Raw genomic sequence first — 14336 nt, 5'->3', positions numbered from 1 at the left:
GCTGTCCATGACCAAGGCACTGGGGGGGGCATACCGTCCCTCTCGCTCCCGGTCACGCCGGACCAGGGCCTGGGCTACCTTCTCCCAGACCCCTTCCTTTTGCCACTTGCGGAAGTAGTGGTAGACCGTGGACCAGTGGGGCAGGTCATGGGGCATAGCCCGCCACTTGATGCCGTTTTCCAGGACGTAGAGTATGGCGTTCACTATTTCCCTTCTGGGCACCTTGGCGGGTCGGCCGCCGGGCTTGGGGACGGGGATCAAGGGTTCCAGCAAGGCCCACTCTGCGTCCGAGAGGTCGCTGGGGTAAAATCTACGTGTAGGCATCACCCTTCCAGTATTGCGGACTTTTACAACAGTTTCTTAGCAATGGACGACTCAGCCAAGAAGCTCGCGAGCTTCTTTAGAAATCCGGAAAACTTCGTCGGTGTTCCGCTGCAAAGCATCTTCAAGTACATCGGAGAACCATCAGGCTACGACGACTGGGATTGGGGAAGGCTTGTCTACGAATGGAAGGGCAAATGCCTTAGGGTTCGAGCGGTGACACGAGGTGGCTACGTCATAGCTGTCGAGTTCTTAGACCCAAGGGACGAGAGTCGTTTTGGAACAGTCATAGAAACGGTATGGGAGCAAAGGCCGGGCACCTAAGACGGGTTCAATCGTGCAAGCAATGACGACCAAAGTTAGCGCAACTCGAGCCCTCCCCCCCATACAATAGCTCCATACCCTCAAGTCGGGTGAACCTCGAGGGCCGCATGGCAGGCCCACGCCGACCGTTAGCGGACACATCAAGGGCAGCTTGACCGCGGGAGAAGCAATGCATACAATGCTAGCATTGATAGCATTGCCAGGGGGTGGGTATGGCCAATCTGACCATTCGCAACCTTGACGAATCCACCAAGCAAGCGCTGCGGGTTCGTGCAGCGCAGCACGGGGTCTCGATGGAAGAGGAGGCGCGGCGTATCCTGCGGTCGGCCTTGCAGGGTACCTCCTACCCCTCGAGGCTTGGCCGCCATCTGCTAGAGCGTTTTCGCGGCGTTGCCGATGAGGCCTTCAAGCTGCCCGAGCGGCAAAGACCACGCACCCCTCCGCAACCAGAATGAGCTATTGTGGTTCTTCTCGATACCAACGTGCTCTCCGAGTTCATGCGACCGCAGCCTTCGGCGCAGGTTGTTTCCTGGCTGGATAGGCAGCCCGCGAAAGAGGTCTGGATCAGCGCCATCAGCCGGGCCGAGATCGAGCTGGGGCTGGCCCTCATGCCGCGGGGCAAGCGACAAGCGGCGCTGGCGCGGGCGGCCCAGGCCATGTTCGACGAGGACTTTGCCGGCCGCTGCCTGCCCTTCGATGAGGTCGCTGCTAGCCACTATGCCCGTATCGTCTCGCTTCGTATCCGAGCAGGGCGGCCCATCAGCGTAGAGGACGCCCAGATTGCGGCGATTGCCCTGGCGCACAACATGGTGCTGGCCACGCGCAACACCGCCGACTTTGCACGGATCAAGGGCCTGGTCTTGGTCAATCCCTGGATGGACGGCGCCTGAGTTCGCAAGTGCCTTGGCCCAACGCATACCTAGTCTGCCTAATGCCTAAGCGCCCTGGGGTCATCCCAATGGGCGTGTGACCGTGCGAAAAGCAAGGGATAGTTTGCAAAGCCAGAAGCGGGCTAGCTCGGTGCCGTTGAGCCCTTCCCCCCATACAATAGCCCCATGCCCTCGAGCCTCTACTTCGGCGGGGTCATCCTCAACCCCCGGCTTCAGCACTCGGTCTACCGCCTGGAACCCGTGGAGGCCCTGTTCGTCAGGGACGGAAAGATCGTGGCGGTGGGCCGGCTTTCCGACCTGGAAAACCTTGCCACCCCCCTGACCCGGTGGGTGAACCTCGAGGGCCGCATCCTGCTGCCCGGCTTCAACGATGCCCACATTCACGTCTGGAAGGTGGGGCAACTGCGCACCACCCTGCTCGACCTGCGCGGTGTGGCCTCGTTGGCCGAACTCTACGGCAAAGTGGCCGAGCGGGCCAAAACCCTCAAACCCGGCGAGTGGCTGTGGGGGCGCGGCTGGAACGAGGCCTTGCTGGCCGAGAAAGCCCCCCCCAGCAAAGACGCCCTGGACAAACTGGCCCCGCGCAACCCGGTGCTGCTCACCCGCACCTGCGCCCACATCCACGCGGTCAACTCCCAGGCCCTACAGCTTGCGGGCATCGGCCCCACCACCCAGGTTCCCGGCGGATCCATCGATTACGCGCAGGGCCTGCTCTACGAGACCGCCTACGGGCTGGTCTTCCAGGCTATGGGCGAGCCTACCCCGGCGCAGTACGAGCTGTGGGTGAAGGCCGGCCTCGAGTACCTGCGCTCGCTGGGCATCACCAGCGCCACCGACCCCGCAGTAGACCCCCCGCTCTACGCCGCCTACCGTGCTTTGGACCTTCGCGGCGAGCTGCCCATCCGGGTCAACCTGCTCTACATCCGCCGCCCGGACGGGGGGCGCGAGACCTACCCCCTGCCGGAAAAACACCTTTCGCCCTATTTGCGCTGCGACTCGGTGAAGTTTTTTGCCGATGGCGGCCTTTCCGGGGCCACTGCGGCCATTTCCCAGCCCTACAAAACCTTAGACCCTCCCCAGTACGGCATTTTGCGCTTCGAGGAGGAAGAGCTTTTTACCCTGGCGCTGGAGGCCCACCAGGCCGGTTTTCGCATCGGCACCCACGCCATTGGCGACCGGGCGCTGGATCAGGTTCTCTCGGTGTATGAGCGGCTGTACCAGGACTCACCCGGCCCCCGCCACCGCCTCGAGCACTTTGGGCTGGCGGGCTCCGCACACCTGGCCAAAGCCAAAGCGCTGGGCGTTATTGCCGTGCCGCAGCCGGTGTTTTTGCGCGAGCTCAGATCCAACTACGAGCGCTACGTGCCCGACGAGTGGTTCGGGCGCTGCTTCAACCTGCGGGCCATGTTCGCTGCCGGCCTGACGGTGGCCTTCTCCTCGGACGGGCCGGTGGTGCGGCAGGTGGCCCCGCTGGATGGTATCCAGGCCGCCGTGGCCGAGCCCTTATGCCCGGGCAACCAGCTAACCCTGGAAGAGGCCCTTTGGGCCTACACCGTGGGTGGGGCCATCGCCCAGGGGGACCAGGGCAATAGGGGGAGTTTGGCGGTAGGCCAGTGGGCCGACCTGGTGGTTTTGCAAGGCAGCCTAGACGACCCCTACAGCCTTTCGGTAGGACAGACCGTGGTGGGGGGAGAGGGGGCGTAAGGGCGGGTTGGGTTTGGGGGAAACCCCTTCTTCCGTTTCGCACGCCAAAGTGTATACTGTATACAACCTATGTTCCAGACTGAGGCCGTCATCTGCGGGGCCGGCATTGCCGGAGTGGCAGCGGCCTACTTCCTTACCCGGATGGGCCTGCAAGACCTGGTACTGGTGGAGCGGGCCGACCCGCTGTCGCTTACCTCGGACAAGTCCACCGAGGCCTACCGCAACTGGTGGCCTGGCCCCGATGGGCAGATGATTGCCTTCATGAACCGCAGCATCGAGTTGCTGGAGGCCATCGCCCAAGCCAGCCATAACCGCATCCAGCTCAACCGCCGGGGCTACCTCTACGCCACGGCTGAACAGGCCGGCCTCGAGCGCCTCCTGCAAAGCGCCCAGACCGCCGAGCGGCAGGGGGCCGGGCCGCTCAGGGAACACAGCCACATGGCTTCGTACCGCCCCTCCTTGCCCCAAGGCTTCGAGGCGGGGCCAGATGGGGCCGACCTTATCCGGCATCCGGCGCTCATCCGCACACTTTTTCCCTACCTAAACCCCCAGACCCAGGCCGTGTTGCACGTCCGCCGGGCGGGCTGGCTGAGCGCCCAGCAGCTCGGCCTCTACCTGTTGGAGGAGGCCCGGGCCCAGGGGGCGCGGCTTTGGCGGGGTGAGGTGGTGGGCCTGGAGACCCAGGCTGGGGCCATTCACGCTGTGGTGGTACAGCGTCCAGATGGTGCCTTACAGACTCTAAAAACTCCCCTTTTTGTGAGTGCTGCTGGTCCCTTGCAAGGGGCAATCGGACAGATGCTGGGGCTAGAGCTACCCGTTTTTGCCGAGCGGCACCTCAAGCTCAGTTTTAGCGAGGCTCTGGGGGTGGTACCGCGGGAAGCCCCTATGCTGATCTGGCTGGATGAGGTAGCGCTGCCTTGGAGCCCTGAGGAACAAGCCCTGTTAGTCGAAGATGCCGCTACGCGCTGGTTGCTGCAAAAGCTGCCTGGCGGGGCCCACTGCCGCCCTGACGGGCCTTACGATAGCCCTATCCTGATCGGGCTTTACAACCCCCGCCTCGAGCCTGTCCCCCCGGTCTTTCCGCTGTCGCCCGACCCCTTTTACCCCGAGCTGACCCTACGCGCCCTGTCCTGTATGCTGCCGGAGCTTCGGGCCTACTTTCCGCGGCTGCCCAGAGCCTGGGTAGATGGGGGCTACTACCTCAAAACCCCGGAGAACCGCCCCCTCATCGGCCCGCTGCCGGTGGCTGGGGCCTATATCCTGGGGGCTTTGTCGGGCTTTGGGGTGATGGCGGCCTGTGCGGCGGGCGAGCTGTTGGCCGCTCATGTGTTAGGCCGGCCCCTTCCAGCCTATGCCCCGGCTTTTGTCCCGGGGCGCTACCAGGACCCAGCCTACCAACAGCGGCTTGCGGCCTGGGGTGAGACGGCCCAGCTATGAGCCTGGGGTAAACTAAAAGCATGGTGCAAAACTTTGCTTTTCCTAACCAGGCCTATATCGGGGGCCGCTGGCAAGCTACGGCGCGAACCTTTACGGTGAAAAGCCCCTACAGCGGTGAGGTTGTGGCTGAGGTGGCCGACTGCGGCGAGGCCGAGGCAAAAATGGCCGCCGATGCTGCTGTGGCTGCCTTTAGGGAATGGAAAAAACGTACCGGATTTGAGCGGGGGAAAATCCTGCGCAGATGGAATGATCTGCTGGTCGCTCACCAAGAAGAGCTGGGGCGGCTCACCGCTTTGGAGATGGGCAAGCCCATCACCGAGGCTAAGGGGGAGGTGCTCTACGCGGCCAGCTTTGTGGAGTGGTGCGCCGAGGAGGCCCCCCGGGTGAACGGCGAGCTGATTCACTCGCGTTTTCCCCACAAGCGCCAGATGGCGGTCTACGAGCCGGTGGGGCCGGTGTATGCCATCACCCCTTGGAACTTCCCTACCAGCATGATTACCCGCAAGGCTGCCCCGGCGCTGGCCGCGGGCTGCACCGTCATCGTCAAGCCTGCGGAGCAAAGCCCGTTGTGCGCCCTCTACCTGGCCAAGCTATGGGAGGAGGCTGGTGGCCCTCCGGGAACCTTGCAGGTGCTCCCGGCTTTGGATCCGGTGCCGGTTTCCCGGGTTTTGATGGAGGATATGCGCATCCGCAAGATTACCTTCACCGGCTCGACCCCAGTGGGCCGGATTCTCTACCGGCAGGGGGCCGAGACGCTGAAGCGGATATCCCTCGAGCTGGGTGGCAACGCGCCGCTGATCGTCTTCGAGGACGCCGACCTGGATAAAGCGGTGCAGTTTACCCTGCAGTCCAAGTACCGTAACGCCGGCCAGACCTGTGTTTGCGCCAACCGGGTCTATGTGCACCGCAGCCTCGAGGCCGATTTTGCCCAGGCTTTGGCCGAGGCGGTGGGCCAGCTTAAGGTGGGCGACCCCCTCGACCCTAGCACCCAGATAGGGCCGCTGGTAGGCCCGGAGGGCTTAGAAAAGGTCACCGCCCACGTGGAGGATGCCCTGGCCAAGGGGGCCCGGGTGGTGGCCGGGGGGAAGGTGTTGGGTGGGCTACTCTACGCCCCTACCGTCCTCACCGGTATCCGGCCCGGCATGCGCATCCTGGAGGAGGAGACCTTTGGGCCGGTGGCCCCGCTGATGCCCTTTGAGGACGAGGAACAGGTCATCGCCTGGGCCAACGACACGGAGTACGGTCTGGCTGCCTACCTCTGGACCCGGGATCTGGGCCGGGCCTTCCGGGTGGCCGAGGCGCTGGAGTATGGTATCGTGGGGGTCAACGACCCGGTGCCCAGTGCCATGGGGGCCAACCTACCCTTCGGCGGCTACAAAAGCTCGGGTTTGGGCCGCGAAGGGGGGCACTGGGGCATGGAGGAGTTCCTCGAGACCAAGCTCATCTCCTTTGTCTTGCCCTGAGGGCGCTAAAATGAGCCCCATGAAAATCGTGGGCCTTCGCGGCGCACCCAACGAGACGTTAGCGGCGCTGCAGGAAGCCTTGAAGGGCATCCAGTTTCCCCAGGCCAGCGCCACCTACATCACCGACTGGCAGGATCAGCGGGCCCAGGCCCGCTACGCCATCTACGTGCAGGACGGGCGGCGGCGGGTGCTAAGCCTGGACGCCTTTGGCCCCCGCTTTGGCCCCCAGGGCCATGCCGCGTTGCAGACCCTGACCCGCTGGCTTGTGCAGCAGGGGGTGGAGCAGTTTAAGGAGGCCATCCTGCCCCCTTCGGAGTACGCCAATCTCTTCGGCCTCGAGGAGGCAGAGATACAAAAGGCCCTGGCCGCTAAGGCCAACCCTGCCGACCCTGCCCTCTACTTGCAGCCTTAGACGTTGAAACCGAACATTCGCATCTGGCGCTTGCCCTCCTCGGTCATGCGGGCCGGTGTCCAGGGGGGTGTCCAGACGAACTCCACATTCACCGCGTTGACCCCCGGCAGGCGCATAACCGCAATCTCGGCGTCGGCCTTGACGATGTCCTGAGCAGGGCAGCCGATAGAGGTTAGGGTCATGGTGATCTCCACCAGGCCGTCCTCCTTAACCTCGGCGTCGTAGACCAGCCCCAAATCCACCACGTTCACCGGAATCTCGGGGTCGCGCACAACCTTGAGGGCTTCTAAAACCTGTTCTTTGGTGGGCAGCGTCTCGCTCATAGCCCCATGCTACCTGGGTTAGAGCCAGCACAAGCTGCCTGGGATTACATGAAGCGTTTGCGGCGGCGGTAGCTTTTGACCTCCTTGAAGCTCTTGCGCCCTCCCGACTTGGCTACCCCCAGATAAAACTCCTTCACGTCGGGGTTGGCCTCGAGGTACTCCCGGGTGCCTTCCAGGACAATTCGCCCGGATTCCATGATGTAGCCGTAGTGGGCTACCGAGAGGGCTACCCGGGCGTTTTGCTCCACCACCAGCACCGTGACCCCTTCCTCAGCGTTGATCTGGGCCACGATGTCGAAAATCTCCCGCACCAGCAAAGGGGCCAGGCCCAGGCTGGGCTCGTCTAAAAGCAGTAGGCGGGGATTGGCCAGCAGGGCCCGCCCGATGGCCAGCATCTGCTGCTCTCCGCCCGAGCAGTAGCCGGCCAGGCGGGTCTTGATCAGGGCCAGCTTGGGGAAGTAGTGGTAGATGCGCTCGAGGTCTTCCCGCACCTTGGCCCCATCGTGCCGGGTAATCGAGCCCACCCGCAGGTTTTCCTCCACGGTGAGGTGCTTAAACACCCGCCGCCCCTCCGGCACCTGCACGATGCCCTTGAGCACAATGTGCTCCGGTGGCTGGTTGGCGATGTTCTCCCCCCGGTACAGGATGGAGCCCGAGACCACCTTGCCGTCTTCGGGCACCAAGAGCCCCGAGATGGCCCGCAGGGTGGTGGTCTTGCCCGCGCCATTGGGGCCCAGAAGGGCGGTGATCTGCCCTTCGGGCACCTTGAGCGAGACCCCTCGCAACACCTGGATGATGTCTTTGTAGACCACCTCGATGTTGTTGACTTCCAGCAGGATATTTCCTAGGTCTTCGGGGTGCATATCACCTCGCTAAAAACCAAAGGCCGAGAGCCTCGCCAAGGCCAGCTCCCGGCCTCGGTGTTTTAGGGGTTCCTCACCTGACGGAACAGGGTCGAGGTGAAGGGCTCGGTCACCGGAACGAACTTGCCTCCCTTGACCTCCAGAATGCGTAGACCCTCGGCCCCGGTTTGCTCGGTGCGGGTGAAGTCGATTTCAATGCCCGCCTTGGTCGAGACAGCAAAGCCCGGCTTGAAGGCGTTGGGGCCGTTCATGCCGATGAGGGCTTGGTAGACCGTTGCGTTGTCGATGCGGCCATTGAAGCGCTGGGCGGCCCGTTTCATGGCTTCTACGGCGATGGCCGCGGCCAGCATCCCGGCGGTGTAGTTGGTGGAGTTGAGGATGTCGGCACTGCGGTTGTACTTTTGGGCCAGTTGTTTTTGCAGGTTGATGCCGGGGGCGTTTTCGTCCAAGGTGTAGTAGCTGCTAGCCCAGAGGTAGCCTTCAGCGGCATCGCCGGCCAGGCGGATCAGGTCAGAGCCACCAGTGTAGATGGCCCCTAACTGCTTGATTTTTTTGTCCAGGCCCAGCCGCTTGGCGTCCTTGAGGATGTTGGCCACGGGTCCGGCCACGTTCTGGTGCAGGATGAACTCCACCCCAGCCGCATCCAAAGCGCGTAGCAATGCGGTGTTGTCTAGGTTGCCCCCACCTACCTCCCGCACGTCCACAATGGTCTGGCCCAGACGGGCAGCCGCCCGCCGCGAAACGTCCACCACCGCCCGGCCAAAGGGGCTGGGGTTGACCACCAGGGCCACCCGGGCGTTTTTCTTGGTGCGGTTGATGTACTCCAGCAGGGCCACGAATTGCTCAGAGTAGCTGCTTACCGGCAGGAACATGTACTGGTTGTGGGGTGGCTCGATCAGGCCGATGTGGGCCGAGGCCGGAATGGTGGGCAGCCTAACCTCGTTGATCAGCGGCTTAAGCTGCAGCATGGCCCCGGTGGAGTAGCCCAGGTAGATGGCCGGTTTGGCCCGGTCTAAGGCCTCCTCGAGGATGCGCTGGGTGTTGGGGTTCTGGTACTGGTCGTCCCGCACGATGCAGTTCAGAGTGACATTGGGAATCAGCTTCTGCTCGTTGGCATACTTGCAGTAATCTTCAATGCCCGCAGCATAAGGCCCGCCTACATCCGAGGTTGGGCCGGTGATGGCTCCCGACCACAGCAGGTTTACCGTGCGCCCCTGGGCCAGGGCCAGTCCCAGGGCAACCATCATGGCTAAAACAAACCCTCGCTTCATGACTCCTCCTGTTCTCACTCGCTCTCGATTGCAACGCGCCTGACGCGGTGTTGCCTTGTTCAGTACTTGAAGGGCCAGGTTCGAAAATAACTTCGCAAGAGCCGCCACCAGTTGTAAAGCCCGCGCGGCTCGAAGACCAGAAACAGCACGATCACCAGACCAAACGAAAGCGGCAGCAGGGCCGAGGCCACATCTACCCCCGCCGGAGTGATGCTTTGGATGAAGGGGTTGGCCTTCATCCACTCGGATAGCCGTTCCACATAAATCTGTAAAAACTTCATGAAGGCTGGGCCCAGTAGGCTGCCCACCACCGTGCCCAGGCCGCCCACAATGGCCATGGCCAGCAGCGTGACCGAACGGGCTAGGGTGAACTCCTCCACCACCACGGCTCGCTGCATGTAGGCCAGCAGCCCTCCGGCCACCCCCCCGTAGAAGGCCCCTAGGGCGAAGGCAAAGAGCTTGGTGCGGCCCGGGTCCATGCCCATGGCATCAGCGGCCCGGTCGTTGTCGCGCACCGCAATCAGGGCCCGGCCATACTTGCCCCGCAAAAGGTTACGCCAGGCTATGACCATCAGCACCAGCACGAACAAAATGATGTAATACCAGAAGTAGTTGTGGTTGCGAAAGCTGATCTCGAGGCCCAAGAAGTTTCGCATCTCCACCGGAATGGCTGCACCCTGGGCCAGGGCTGGGCTGCGCCCCACCACCCAGACAAAAATCTCCTGAAAGGCCAGCGTGGCCAGCGCCAGGTAGAGATGCTTAACCCGCAGGCTGGGGATGCCCACGATGAAGCCAGCTATGGCTGCCACAAAGCCCCCCAAAGGGATGGTCAACCAGAAAGGTAGGCTGGGCGCCGCCAGGGCTACGGTGTAGGCCCCCACCCCCATGAAGGCTGCCTGGCCTACGCTGATCAGACCGGCATAGCCGGTGGTGATGTTGAGCCCCAACACCGCGATGGCATATATCAGGATGAAGTTGAGCACCAGCACCTGCGAACGCTCCAAAAATAGCGGCAGGAGGCACAAGGCCACCAGAAGGAGTACTACCGAAACAATCTCGCGGTAGTTGGCAAAGATGGTGGTGTCCTGCTCGTAGGAGGTGCGGTAGTTGCCGGTCTGGGCCCAGGGGTTACGCATAGGTGCCTCCGGTTTTTGCCCTCGTGCTCATACCCGCTCAATCTCCTCTGTGCCGAACAATCCGTGCGGTTTGAACCACAGCATGACCAGCAGCACCACAAAGGGCACCGCGTACTGCGACCCTCCCCCCACCAGCCCGATCTGGCCCAAGACCCCGTCGAGGTAGGCGGTGGAAAAGGACTGCAAAACCCCGATGACGATACCGCCCACCACAGCGCCCGGCACCGAGTCCAGCCCACCTAAAATCACCGCGGGAAACACCGCTAGGCCGATGGCAATTAGGCCGTCCTGGTTCAAGCCAGAAACCGTCCCCACCACGATGCCTGCTGCCGCGGCGGTCAGTCCGGCTACCGCCCAGGCCAGGCCGAACACCCGCCGCACCGAGACCCCCAGGCTCATGGAGGCCATCTGGTCGTCGGCCACGGCCCGCATGGCTATGCCCAGCACCGAGCGCTGGAAGAACCAGCCAAATAGGAGCAGGAAAACCATAGTAAAGCCAATTGCCATGAGCTGCGGATAGGAGATATTGATGCCGGCCAGCTCGAGCCCACCGGGGGGCAAAAACTGGGGAAAGGTAAAGTTGCCCGAGCCAAAAGGGGTCAGGTACATCAGCCCGTCCAGCACGCTGGCCAGCCCGATGGTCACCATAATCACCGAGATGATGGGCTGCCCCACCATGCGTCGCAGGAAAACCCGCTCCACTAGAAACCCCAGCCCAGCGGTCAGGAGCATGGCCAGTAGGGCCGCCAAAAGCACCGGCAGACCCACCCAGACCGTCAGGGCATACGCCGCAAAGGCCCCGATGGCGATGAACTGCCCGTTGGAAAAGTTGATGACCCGGCTGGACTTGTACACCAGCACAAAGCCCAGCGCCGCCAAGGCGTAGATGCAGCCCACGGCAATCCCCGAGATGAGGTTTTGGATAAAGTCGATCACCACCGCCCCCTATACACCCACCGGTTCGGGTTGGCCCTCGGCCTCGAGCACCCGTACCTCCACCGATACCTTTTGCACGCTGCCGTCTTGGTATTTGAACTCGGTGTCCACCCGTACCCTATTGCTTTGGCTGTACAGCGCATCTACGATCGGCTGGTAGCGCTGCATGATGAACTTGCGCCGCACCTTGCCGGTTCGGGTCAGCTCGTCATCGTCGGCATCGAGTAGCTTGTACAACAGTACAAAGCGCCGGATGCGCAAAGCCTCAGGTAGGCTTTCATTGACGCCCCGCACCTCGCCACGCACCAGCTCGGCCACCTCGGGCTTCTGCGAAAGATCGAGGTAGGTGGTATAGGCCAGCCTGCGGTCCTCGGCCCACTTGCCCACGGTCTGGGGGTCTATGTTGATGAAGGCGGTGATAAAAGGTTTTTGGTCGCCGAAGACCACCGCCTCTTTGATGTAGGGGCTGAACTTGAGCTTGTTCTCGATGAACTGCGGGCTGAACATCTGCTGAGTACTGGTGTGCATCACGTCCGAGACCCGGTCGATGACCACCAGGTGGCCGTCCTCTGTGAGGTAACCGGCATCGCCGGTGTGCAGCCAACCGTCCTTAAAGGTTTCAGCAGTGGCCTCGGGATTTTGCCAGTAGCCGGCCACCACCGCATCCGACCGGCATAGGATTTCCCCTCGCTCGCTAATCTTGACCTCGCCACCTGGAATCGGTAGCCCTACCGTATCGGCCCGCACGTCGCCATCGCGGTGCACAAAGGCGATGCCGATAATCTCGGTCTGGCCGTAAATTTGCTTGAGGTTGACCCCGATGGCGTGGTAGAAGCGGAACACATCCGGGCCCAGCGCGGCCCCCCCGGTGTAGGCCCGGCGCAGGCGCAAAAAGCCCAGTTGGTCGCGCAGCGGCTTGAACATAATCTGGTCGGCAAACCAGTAAGCTACGCGCAGACCCAGCGGCATGGGCCGGCCTCGCATGCGGTAGTCGGCGGCGCGGTAGCCGATTTTGAGCATCTGGTTGTACACCCAACGGTTGAGGGCGTAGGTTTCGGAGATGCGCACCCAGACCTGGCTTTGGATACCTTCCCAGACCCTAGGCGGGCTGAACATCACATGTGGGCCAATCTCTTTGAGGTCGACCATGGCGGTTTCCACCGACTCGGGCATATTAACGGCAAAACCCCCCGCCAAGGCCATGCCCACCGACATCATCTGCTCGCCAATCCAGGCGAAGGGCAGAAAGGAGAGGTAGTCGTCGGTGGGCTTCAAGGGGTCTACTTCCTGCAAGGCCACCCCCATGTGCAGCAGATTGCGGTGCCGCAACATGGCCGCCTTAGGCCGGCCCGTGGTGCCGGAGGTGAGCGAGAGGTGGCAGACCTCCTCGGGGTGGCCCTGGGCAATGGACGCCTCTATGGCCTGGGGGTGTTGCTCGAGGTAGGCCCGCCCCAACCTCTCTACCTCCTCGAAGCCGATGATCCAGGGGTCGTCGCGGTAAGCCCGCATGCCCCTGGGGTCTTCGTAGATGACCTTGCGCACGCTGGGAATCTCGTTGCGGATTTCCAAAAGCTTATCTACTTGCTCCTGGTCTTCGGCCAGCACAAACGAGGCCCCGGTATAGGAGAGCACGTAGGCAATCTCTGGGGGCAGGGAGGACTGGTAGACGCCCACCGAGATGCCCCCCAGGGCCTGTGCAGCTAGCTCGGCGTAGAGCCACTCCGGGATGTTGTCGGCGATGATGGCCAGCCGCTCCCCCCGCTGGAAGCCCAAGGCCAACAGCCCAGCCGCGAACTCGCGCACGTGGCGGTAGTAGTCAGCGAAGGTAATCTCGTTCCAGATGCCATAGTCCTTTTGCCGAATGGCCACCTGGCGCGGCATTCGCTCAGCCCGCAGCTTGAGCACCTGCGGCAGGGTGTACTTTTTCAGCTCATAGCCAGTGGGGATCATACCCGCTTCCTCCCACATTAGGCCACATGATCCACGCCCACGTAGGCTTCTTGCACCCGGGGGTTTTGGCTAACCTCCTCGGGCAGACCGGAGGCGATAACCTGGCCGAAGTCCAGCACATAGACCCGGTCGGAGATGTCCATCACCACCCCCAGGTCATGTTCAATGAGAACCACGGTGGTGCCCCGCTCGGCCCGGATGTCGAGGATGAAACGCACCATGTCTTCTTTTTCCTCTAGGGTCATGCCGGCCATAGGTTCGTCCAGTAGGAGCAGCTTGGGGGAAAGGGCCAGGGCCCGGGCTACTTCTACCCGCTTGCGCACCCCGTAGGGCAGGTCGCCCACCAGGGCTTTGCGATAGGGCTCGAGCTCCATGAAGTCGATGATCTCCTCGCAAAAGCGGCGGTTCCCCACCCCTACCCGCATGGCCCGGCCATAGATCAGGATGTTATCTAGGAGGTTGTAATGGCCAAAGGTATGGCGGGCCATCAGTAGGTTTTCCAGCACGGTCATGCCGGTGAAAAGCTCGATGTTTTGGAAGGCCCGGGCAATGCCGTACTGGGTTACCTGGTGGGGCGAGGCGTGGGTCAGGTCGTGGCCCTCGAAGATGATCCGGCCCGCGCTGGGGTGGTAGAAGCCCGAGATGCAGTTCAAGAGGCTGGTCTTGCCTGCCCCGTTGGGACCGATCACCGAGACCAGCTCGCCTTGGGCGACTTCGAGGGAAACCTCGCTGAGCGCCTTTACCCCGCCAAAGCTGAGCGTGACCTGTTCTACCTTGAGCTGCACCGGCCCTCCTCTGATGTATGCCCTTCTATTGGCTAGCAGTCACAAACAAACGAGCGTTTGGTTGGGGCAAAGTATATCCAGGCCTCTTCGGCATGTCAACGCTTTGCGGCTTTTTGTGCAAAAAAACGTTATATTGCAGCTATTGCACAAAATCCCATTTTTTTGTCAGGCATATTTTAGCACCCAAAAACCTGGCCAACGCGGCATACCGGCTGAACCCGGACAAACACATGTGAGACTCTAAGCTGGGATAAAAAGAGGGGAACCAACCAAGAAAGGAGGTTCCCCAGGTGCAGTTTACCACCGTTGGCCGAGAGATATGGCAAGGCGCTAGACAAGCACAGAGGCTGGCCGAGGCCAAAGCAGGCGACCCAGAGGTCAAGGAACGTCTGCGCAAGCTCCGACTGGTCAAAGCCCTGCGTGAAAGTAAAAAGAGCTGGAAGGAGATCCAGGACCTGGTGGGGATCAGCCGGGCCACCTACCACCGCTGGAAAAAAGCCCTAAAAGAAAAGGGCCTGGCC

General features: G+C 62.2%; 16 protein-coding genes. 8 read left to right on the top strand and 8 right to left on the bottom strand.

Features of this window, described 5'->3' with window-relative positions; all coding sequences use genetic code 11:
* A partial coding sequence (locus tag G552_RS0111480) for an IS5 family transposase (protein ID WP_027883170.1) occupies positions 1 to 324 on the bottom strand: 324 nt, incomplete at its 3' end.
* A gap of 42 nt (positions 325 to 366) precedes the next feature.
* On the opposite strand from G552_RS0111480, the gene G552_RS0111475 reads away from it, so the two are divergent.
* The 7 genes from G552_RS0111475 to G552_RS0111445 all read left to right on the top strand — a co-directional run bounded on the left by G552_RS0111475 (position 367) and on the right by G552_RS0111445 (position 6551).
* A complete protein-coding gene (locus G552_RS0111475) occupies positions 367 to 645 on the top strand; it encodes a hypothetical protein (protein WP_027883169.1) in 279 nt (92 codons plus the stop codon).
* Between the two features lie 212 nt (positions 646 to 857).
* Entirely contained in the window at positions 858 to 1100 is a 243-nt protein-coding gene (locus G552_RS0111470) for a FitA-like ribbon-helix-helix domain-containing protein (RefSeq protein WP_027883168.1), read from the top strand.
* A gap of 6 nt (positions 1101 to 1106) precedes the next feature.
* A complete protein-coding gene (locus G552_RS0111465; RefSeq protein WP_027883167.1) occupies positions 1107 to 1535 on the top strand; it encodes a type II toxin-antitoxin system VapC family toxin in 429 nt (142 codons plus the stop codon).
* 165 nt (positions 1536 to 1700) lie between these two features.
* Complete coding sequence (locus G552_RS0111460; RefSeq protein WP_027883166.1) at positions 1701 to 3239, top strand: amidohydrolase; 1539 nt, start codon at positions 1701 to 1703, stop codon at positions 3237 to 3239.
* A gap of 69 nt (positions 3240 to 3308) precedes the next feature.
* Complete coding sequence (locus G552_RS0111455) at positions 3309 to 4676, top strand: NAD(P)/FAD-dependent oxidoreductase (RefSeq protein ID WP_027883165.1); 1368 nt, start codon at positions 3309 to 3311, stop codon at positions 4674 to 4676.
* A gap of 20 nt (positions 4677 to 4696) precedes the next feature.
* A complete protein-coding gene (locus G552_RS0111450; protein WP_027883164.1) occupies positions 4697 to 6139 on the top strand; it encodes an NAD-dependent succinate-semialdehyde dehydrogenase in 1443 nt (480 codons plus the stop codon).
* 19 nt (positions 6140 to 6158) lie between these two features.
* The gene (locus tag G552_RS0111445) at positions 6159 to 6551 is read left to right on the top strand and encodes a DUF3197 domain-containing protein (protein WP_027883163.1); all 393 of its coding nucleotides are present in this window, start codon (positions 6159 to 6161) and stop codon (positions 6549 to 6551) included.
* On the opposite strand, the gene G552_RS0111440 is transcribed toward G552_RS0111445, so the two are convergent.
* From G552_RS0111440 to G552_RS0111410, 7 genes are all read right to left on the bottom strand, one after another.
* Positions 6548 to 6874 carry a metal-sulfur cluster assembly factor gene (locus G552_RS0111440; RefSeq protein WP_027883162.1) on the bottom strand — a complete coding sequence of 109 codons (327 nt, stop codon included), beginning with the start codon at positions 6872 to 6874 and terminating at the stop codon, positions 6548 to 6550. The genes G552_RS0111445 and G552_RS0111440 overlap by 4 nt on opposite strands.
* A gap of 44 nt (positions 6875 to 6918) precedes the next feature.
* Positions 6919 to 7737 (bottom strand): ABC transporter ATP-binding protein, encoded by an 819-nt coding sequence (locus tag G552_RS0111435; RefSeq protein WP_027883161.1) that lies wholly within the window; start codon positions 7735 to 7737, stop codon positions 6919 to 6921.
* Positions 7738 to 7799: 62 nt separating this feature from the next.
* Complete coding sequence (locus tag G552_RS0111430; protein WP_027883160.1) at positions 7800 to 9008, bottom strand: ABC transporter substrate-binding protein; 1209 nt, start codon at positions 9006 to 9008, stop codon at positions 7800 to 7802.
* Between the two features lie 59 nt (positions 9009 to 9067).
* Positions 9068 to 10144 carry a branched-chain amino acid ABC transporter permease gene (locus G552_RS0111425; RefSeq protein ID WP_027883159.1) on the bottom strand — a complete coding sequence of 359 codons (1077 nt, stop codon included), beginning with the start codon at positions 10142 to 10144 and terminating at the stop codon, positions 9068 to 9070.
* Positions 10145 to 10171: 27 nt separating this feature from the next.
* The gene (locus tag G552_RS0111420; protein ID WP_027883158.1) at positions 10172 to 11080 is read right to left on the bottom strand and encodes a branched-chain amino acid ABC transporter permease; all 909 of its coding nucleotides are present in this window, start codon (positions 11078 to 11080) and stop codon (positions 10172 to 10174) included.
* Between the two features lie 9 nt (positions 11081 to 11089).
* On the bottom strand, positions 11090 to 13030 hold the full coding sequence (locus G552_RS0111415) for a long-chain fatty acid--CoA ligase (RefSeq protein ID WP_027883157.1): 1941 nt from the start codon (positions 13028 to 13030) through the stop codon (positions 11090 to 11092).
* 17 nt (positions 13031 to 13047) lie between these two features.
* Entirely contained in the window at positions 13048 to 13815 is a 768-nt protein-coding gene (locus G552_RS0111410; protein ID WP_027883156.1) for an ABC transporter ATP-binding protein, read from the bottom strand.
* Between the two features lie 290 nt (positions 13816 to 14105).
* Between G552_RS0111410 and G552_RS15350 the strand changes: the two genes are divergently transcribed.
* Positions 14106 to 14336: helix-turn-helix domain-containing protein (locus tag G552_RS15350; RefSeq protein ID WP_169447873.1), on the top strand; the 231-nt coding region annotated here is incomplete at its 3' end.

Origin of the sequence: Meiothermus rufus DSM 22234, from assembly GCF_000423425.1 — a bacterium.
Lineage (GTDB): Bacteria > Deinococcota > Deinococci > Deinococcales > Thermaceae > Meiothermus > Meiothermus rufus.
This window is presented reverse-complemented; position numbering and strand designations above follow the sequence as displayed.

Excerpts from the sequence above, each read along its gene's own strand:
- G552_RS0111475 (WP_027883169.1), top strand. The coding sequence starts at position 367 with ATGGACGACTCAGCCAAGAAGCTCGCGAGCTTCTTTAGAAATCCGGAA.
- G552_RS0111470 (WP_027883168.1), top strand. The coding sequence starts at position 858 with ATGGCCAATCTGACCATTCGCAACCTTGACGAATCCACCAAGCAAGCG.
- G552_RS0111460 (WP_027883166.1), top strand. The coding sequence starts at position 1,701 with ATGCCCTCGAGCCTCTACTTCGGCGGGGTCATCCTCAACCCCCGGCTT.
- G552_RS0111455 (WP_027883165.1), top strand. The coding sequence starts at position 3,309 with ATGTTCCAGACTGAGGCCGTCATCTGCGGGGCCGGCATTGCCGGAGTG.
- G552_RS0111450 (WP_027883164.1), top strand. The coding sequence starts at position 4,697 with ATGGTGCAAAACTTTGCTTTTCCTAACCAGGCCTATATCGGGGGCCGC.
- G552_RS0111445 (WP_027883163.1), top strand. The coding sequence starts at position 6,159 with ATGAAAATCGTGGGCCTTCGCGGCGCACCCAACGAGACGTTAGCGGCG.
- G552_RS0111440 (WP_027883162.1), bottom strand. The coding sequence starts at position 6,874 with ATGAGCGAGACGCTGCCCACCAAAGAACAGGTTTTAGAAGCCCTCAAG.
- G552_RS0111435 (WP_027883161.1), bottom strand. The coding sequence starts at position 7,737 with ATGCACCCCGAAGACCTAGGAAATATCCTGCTGGAAGTCAACAACATC.
- G552_RS0111430 (WP_027883160.1), bottom strand. The coding sequence starts at position 9,008 with ATGAAGCGAGGGTTTGTTTTAGCCATGATGGTTGCCCTGGGACTGGCC.
- G552_RS0111425 (WP_027883159.1), bottom strand. The coding sequence starts at position 10,144 with ATGCGTAACCCCTGGGCCCAGACCGGCAACTACCGCACCTCCTACGAG.
- G552_RS0111415 (WP_027883157.1), bottom strand. The coding sequence starts at position 13,030 with ATGATCCCCACTGGCTATGAGCTGAAAAAGTACACCCTGCCGCAGGTG.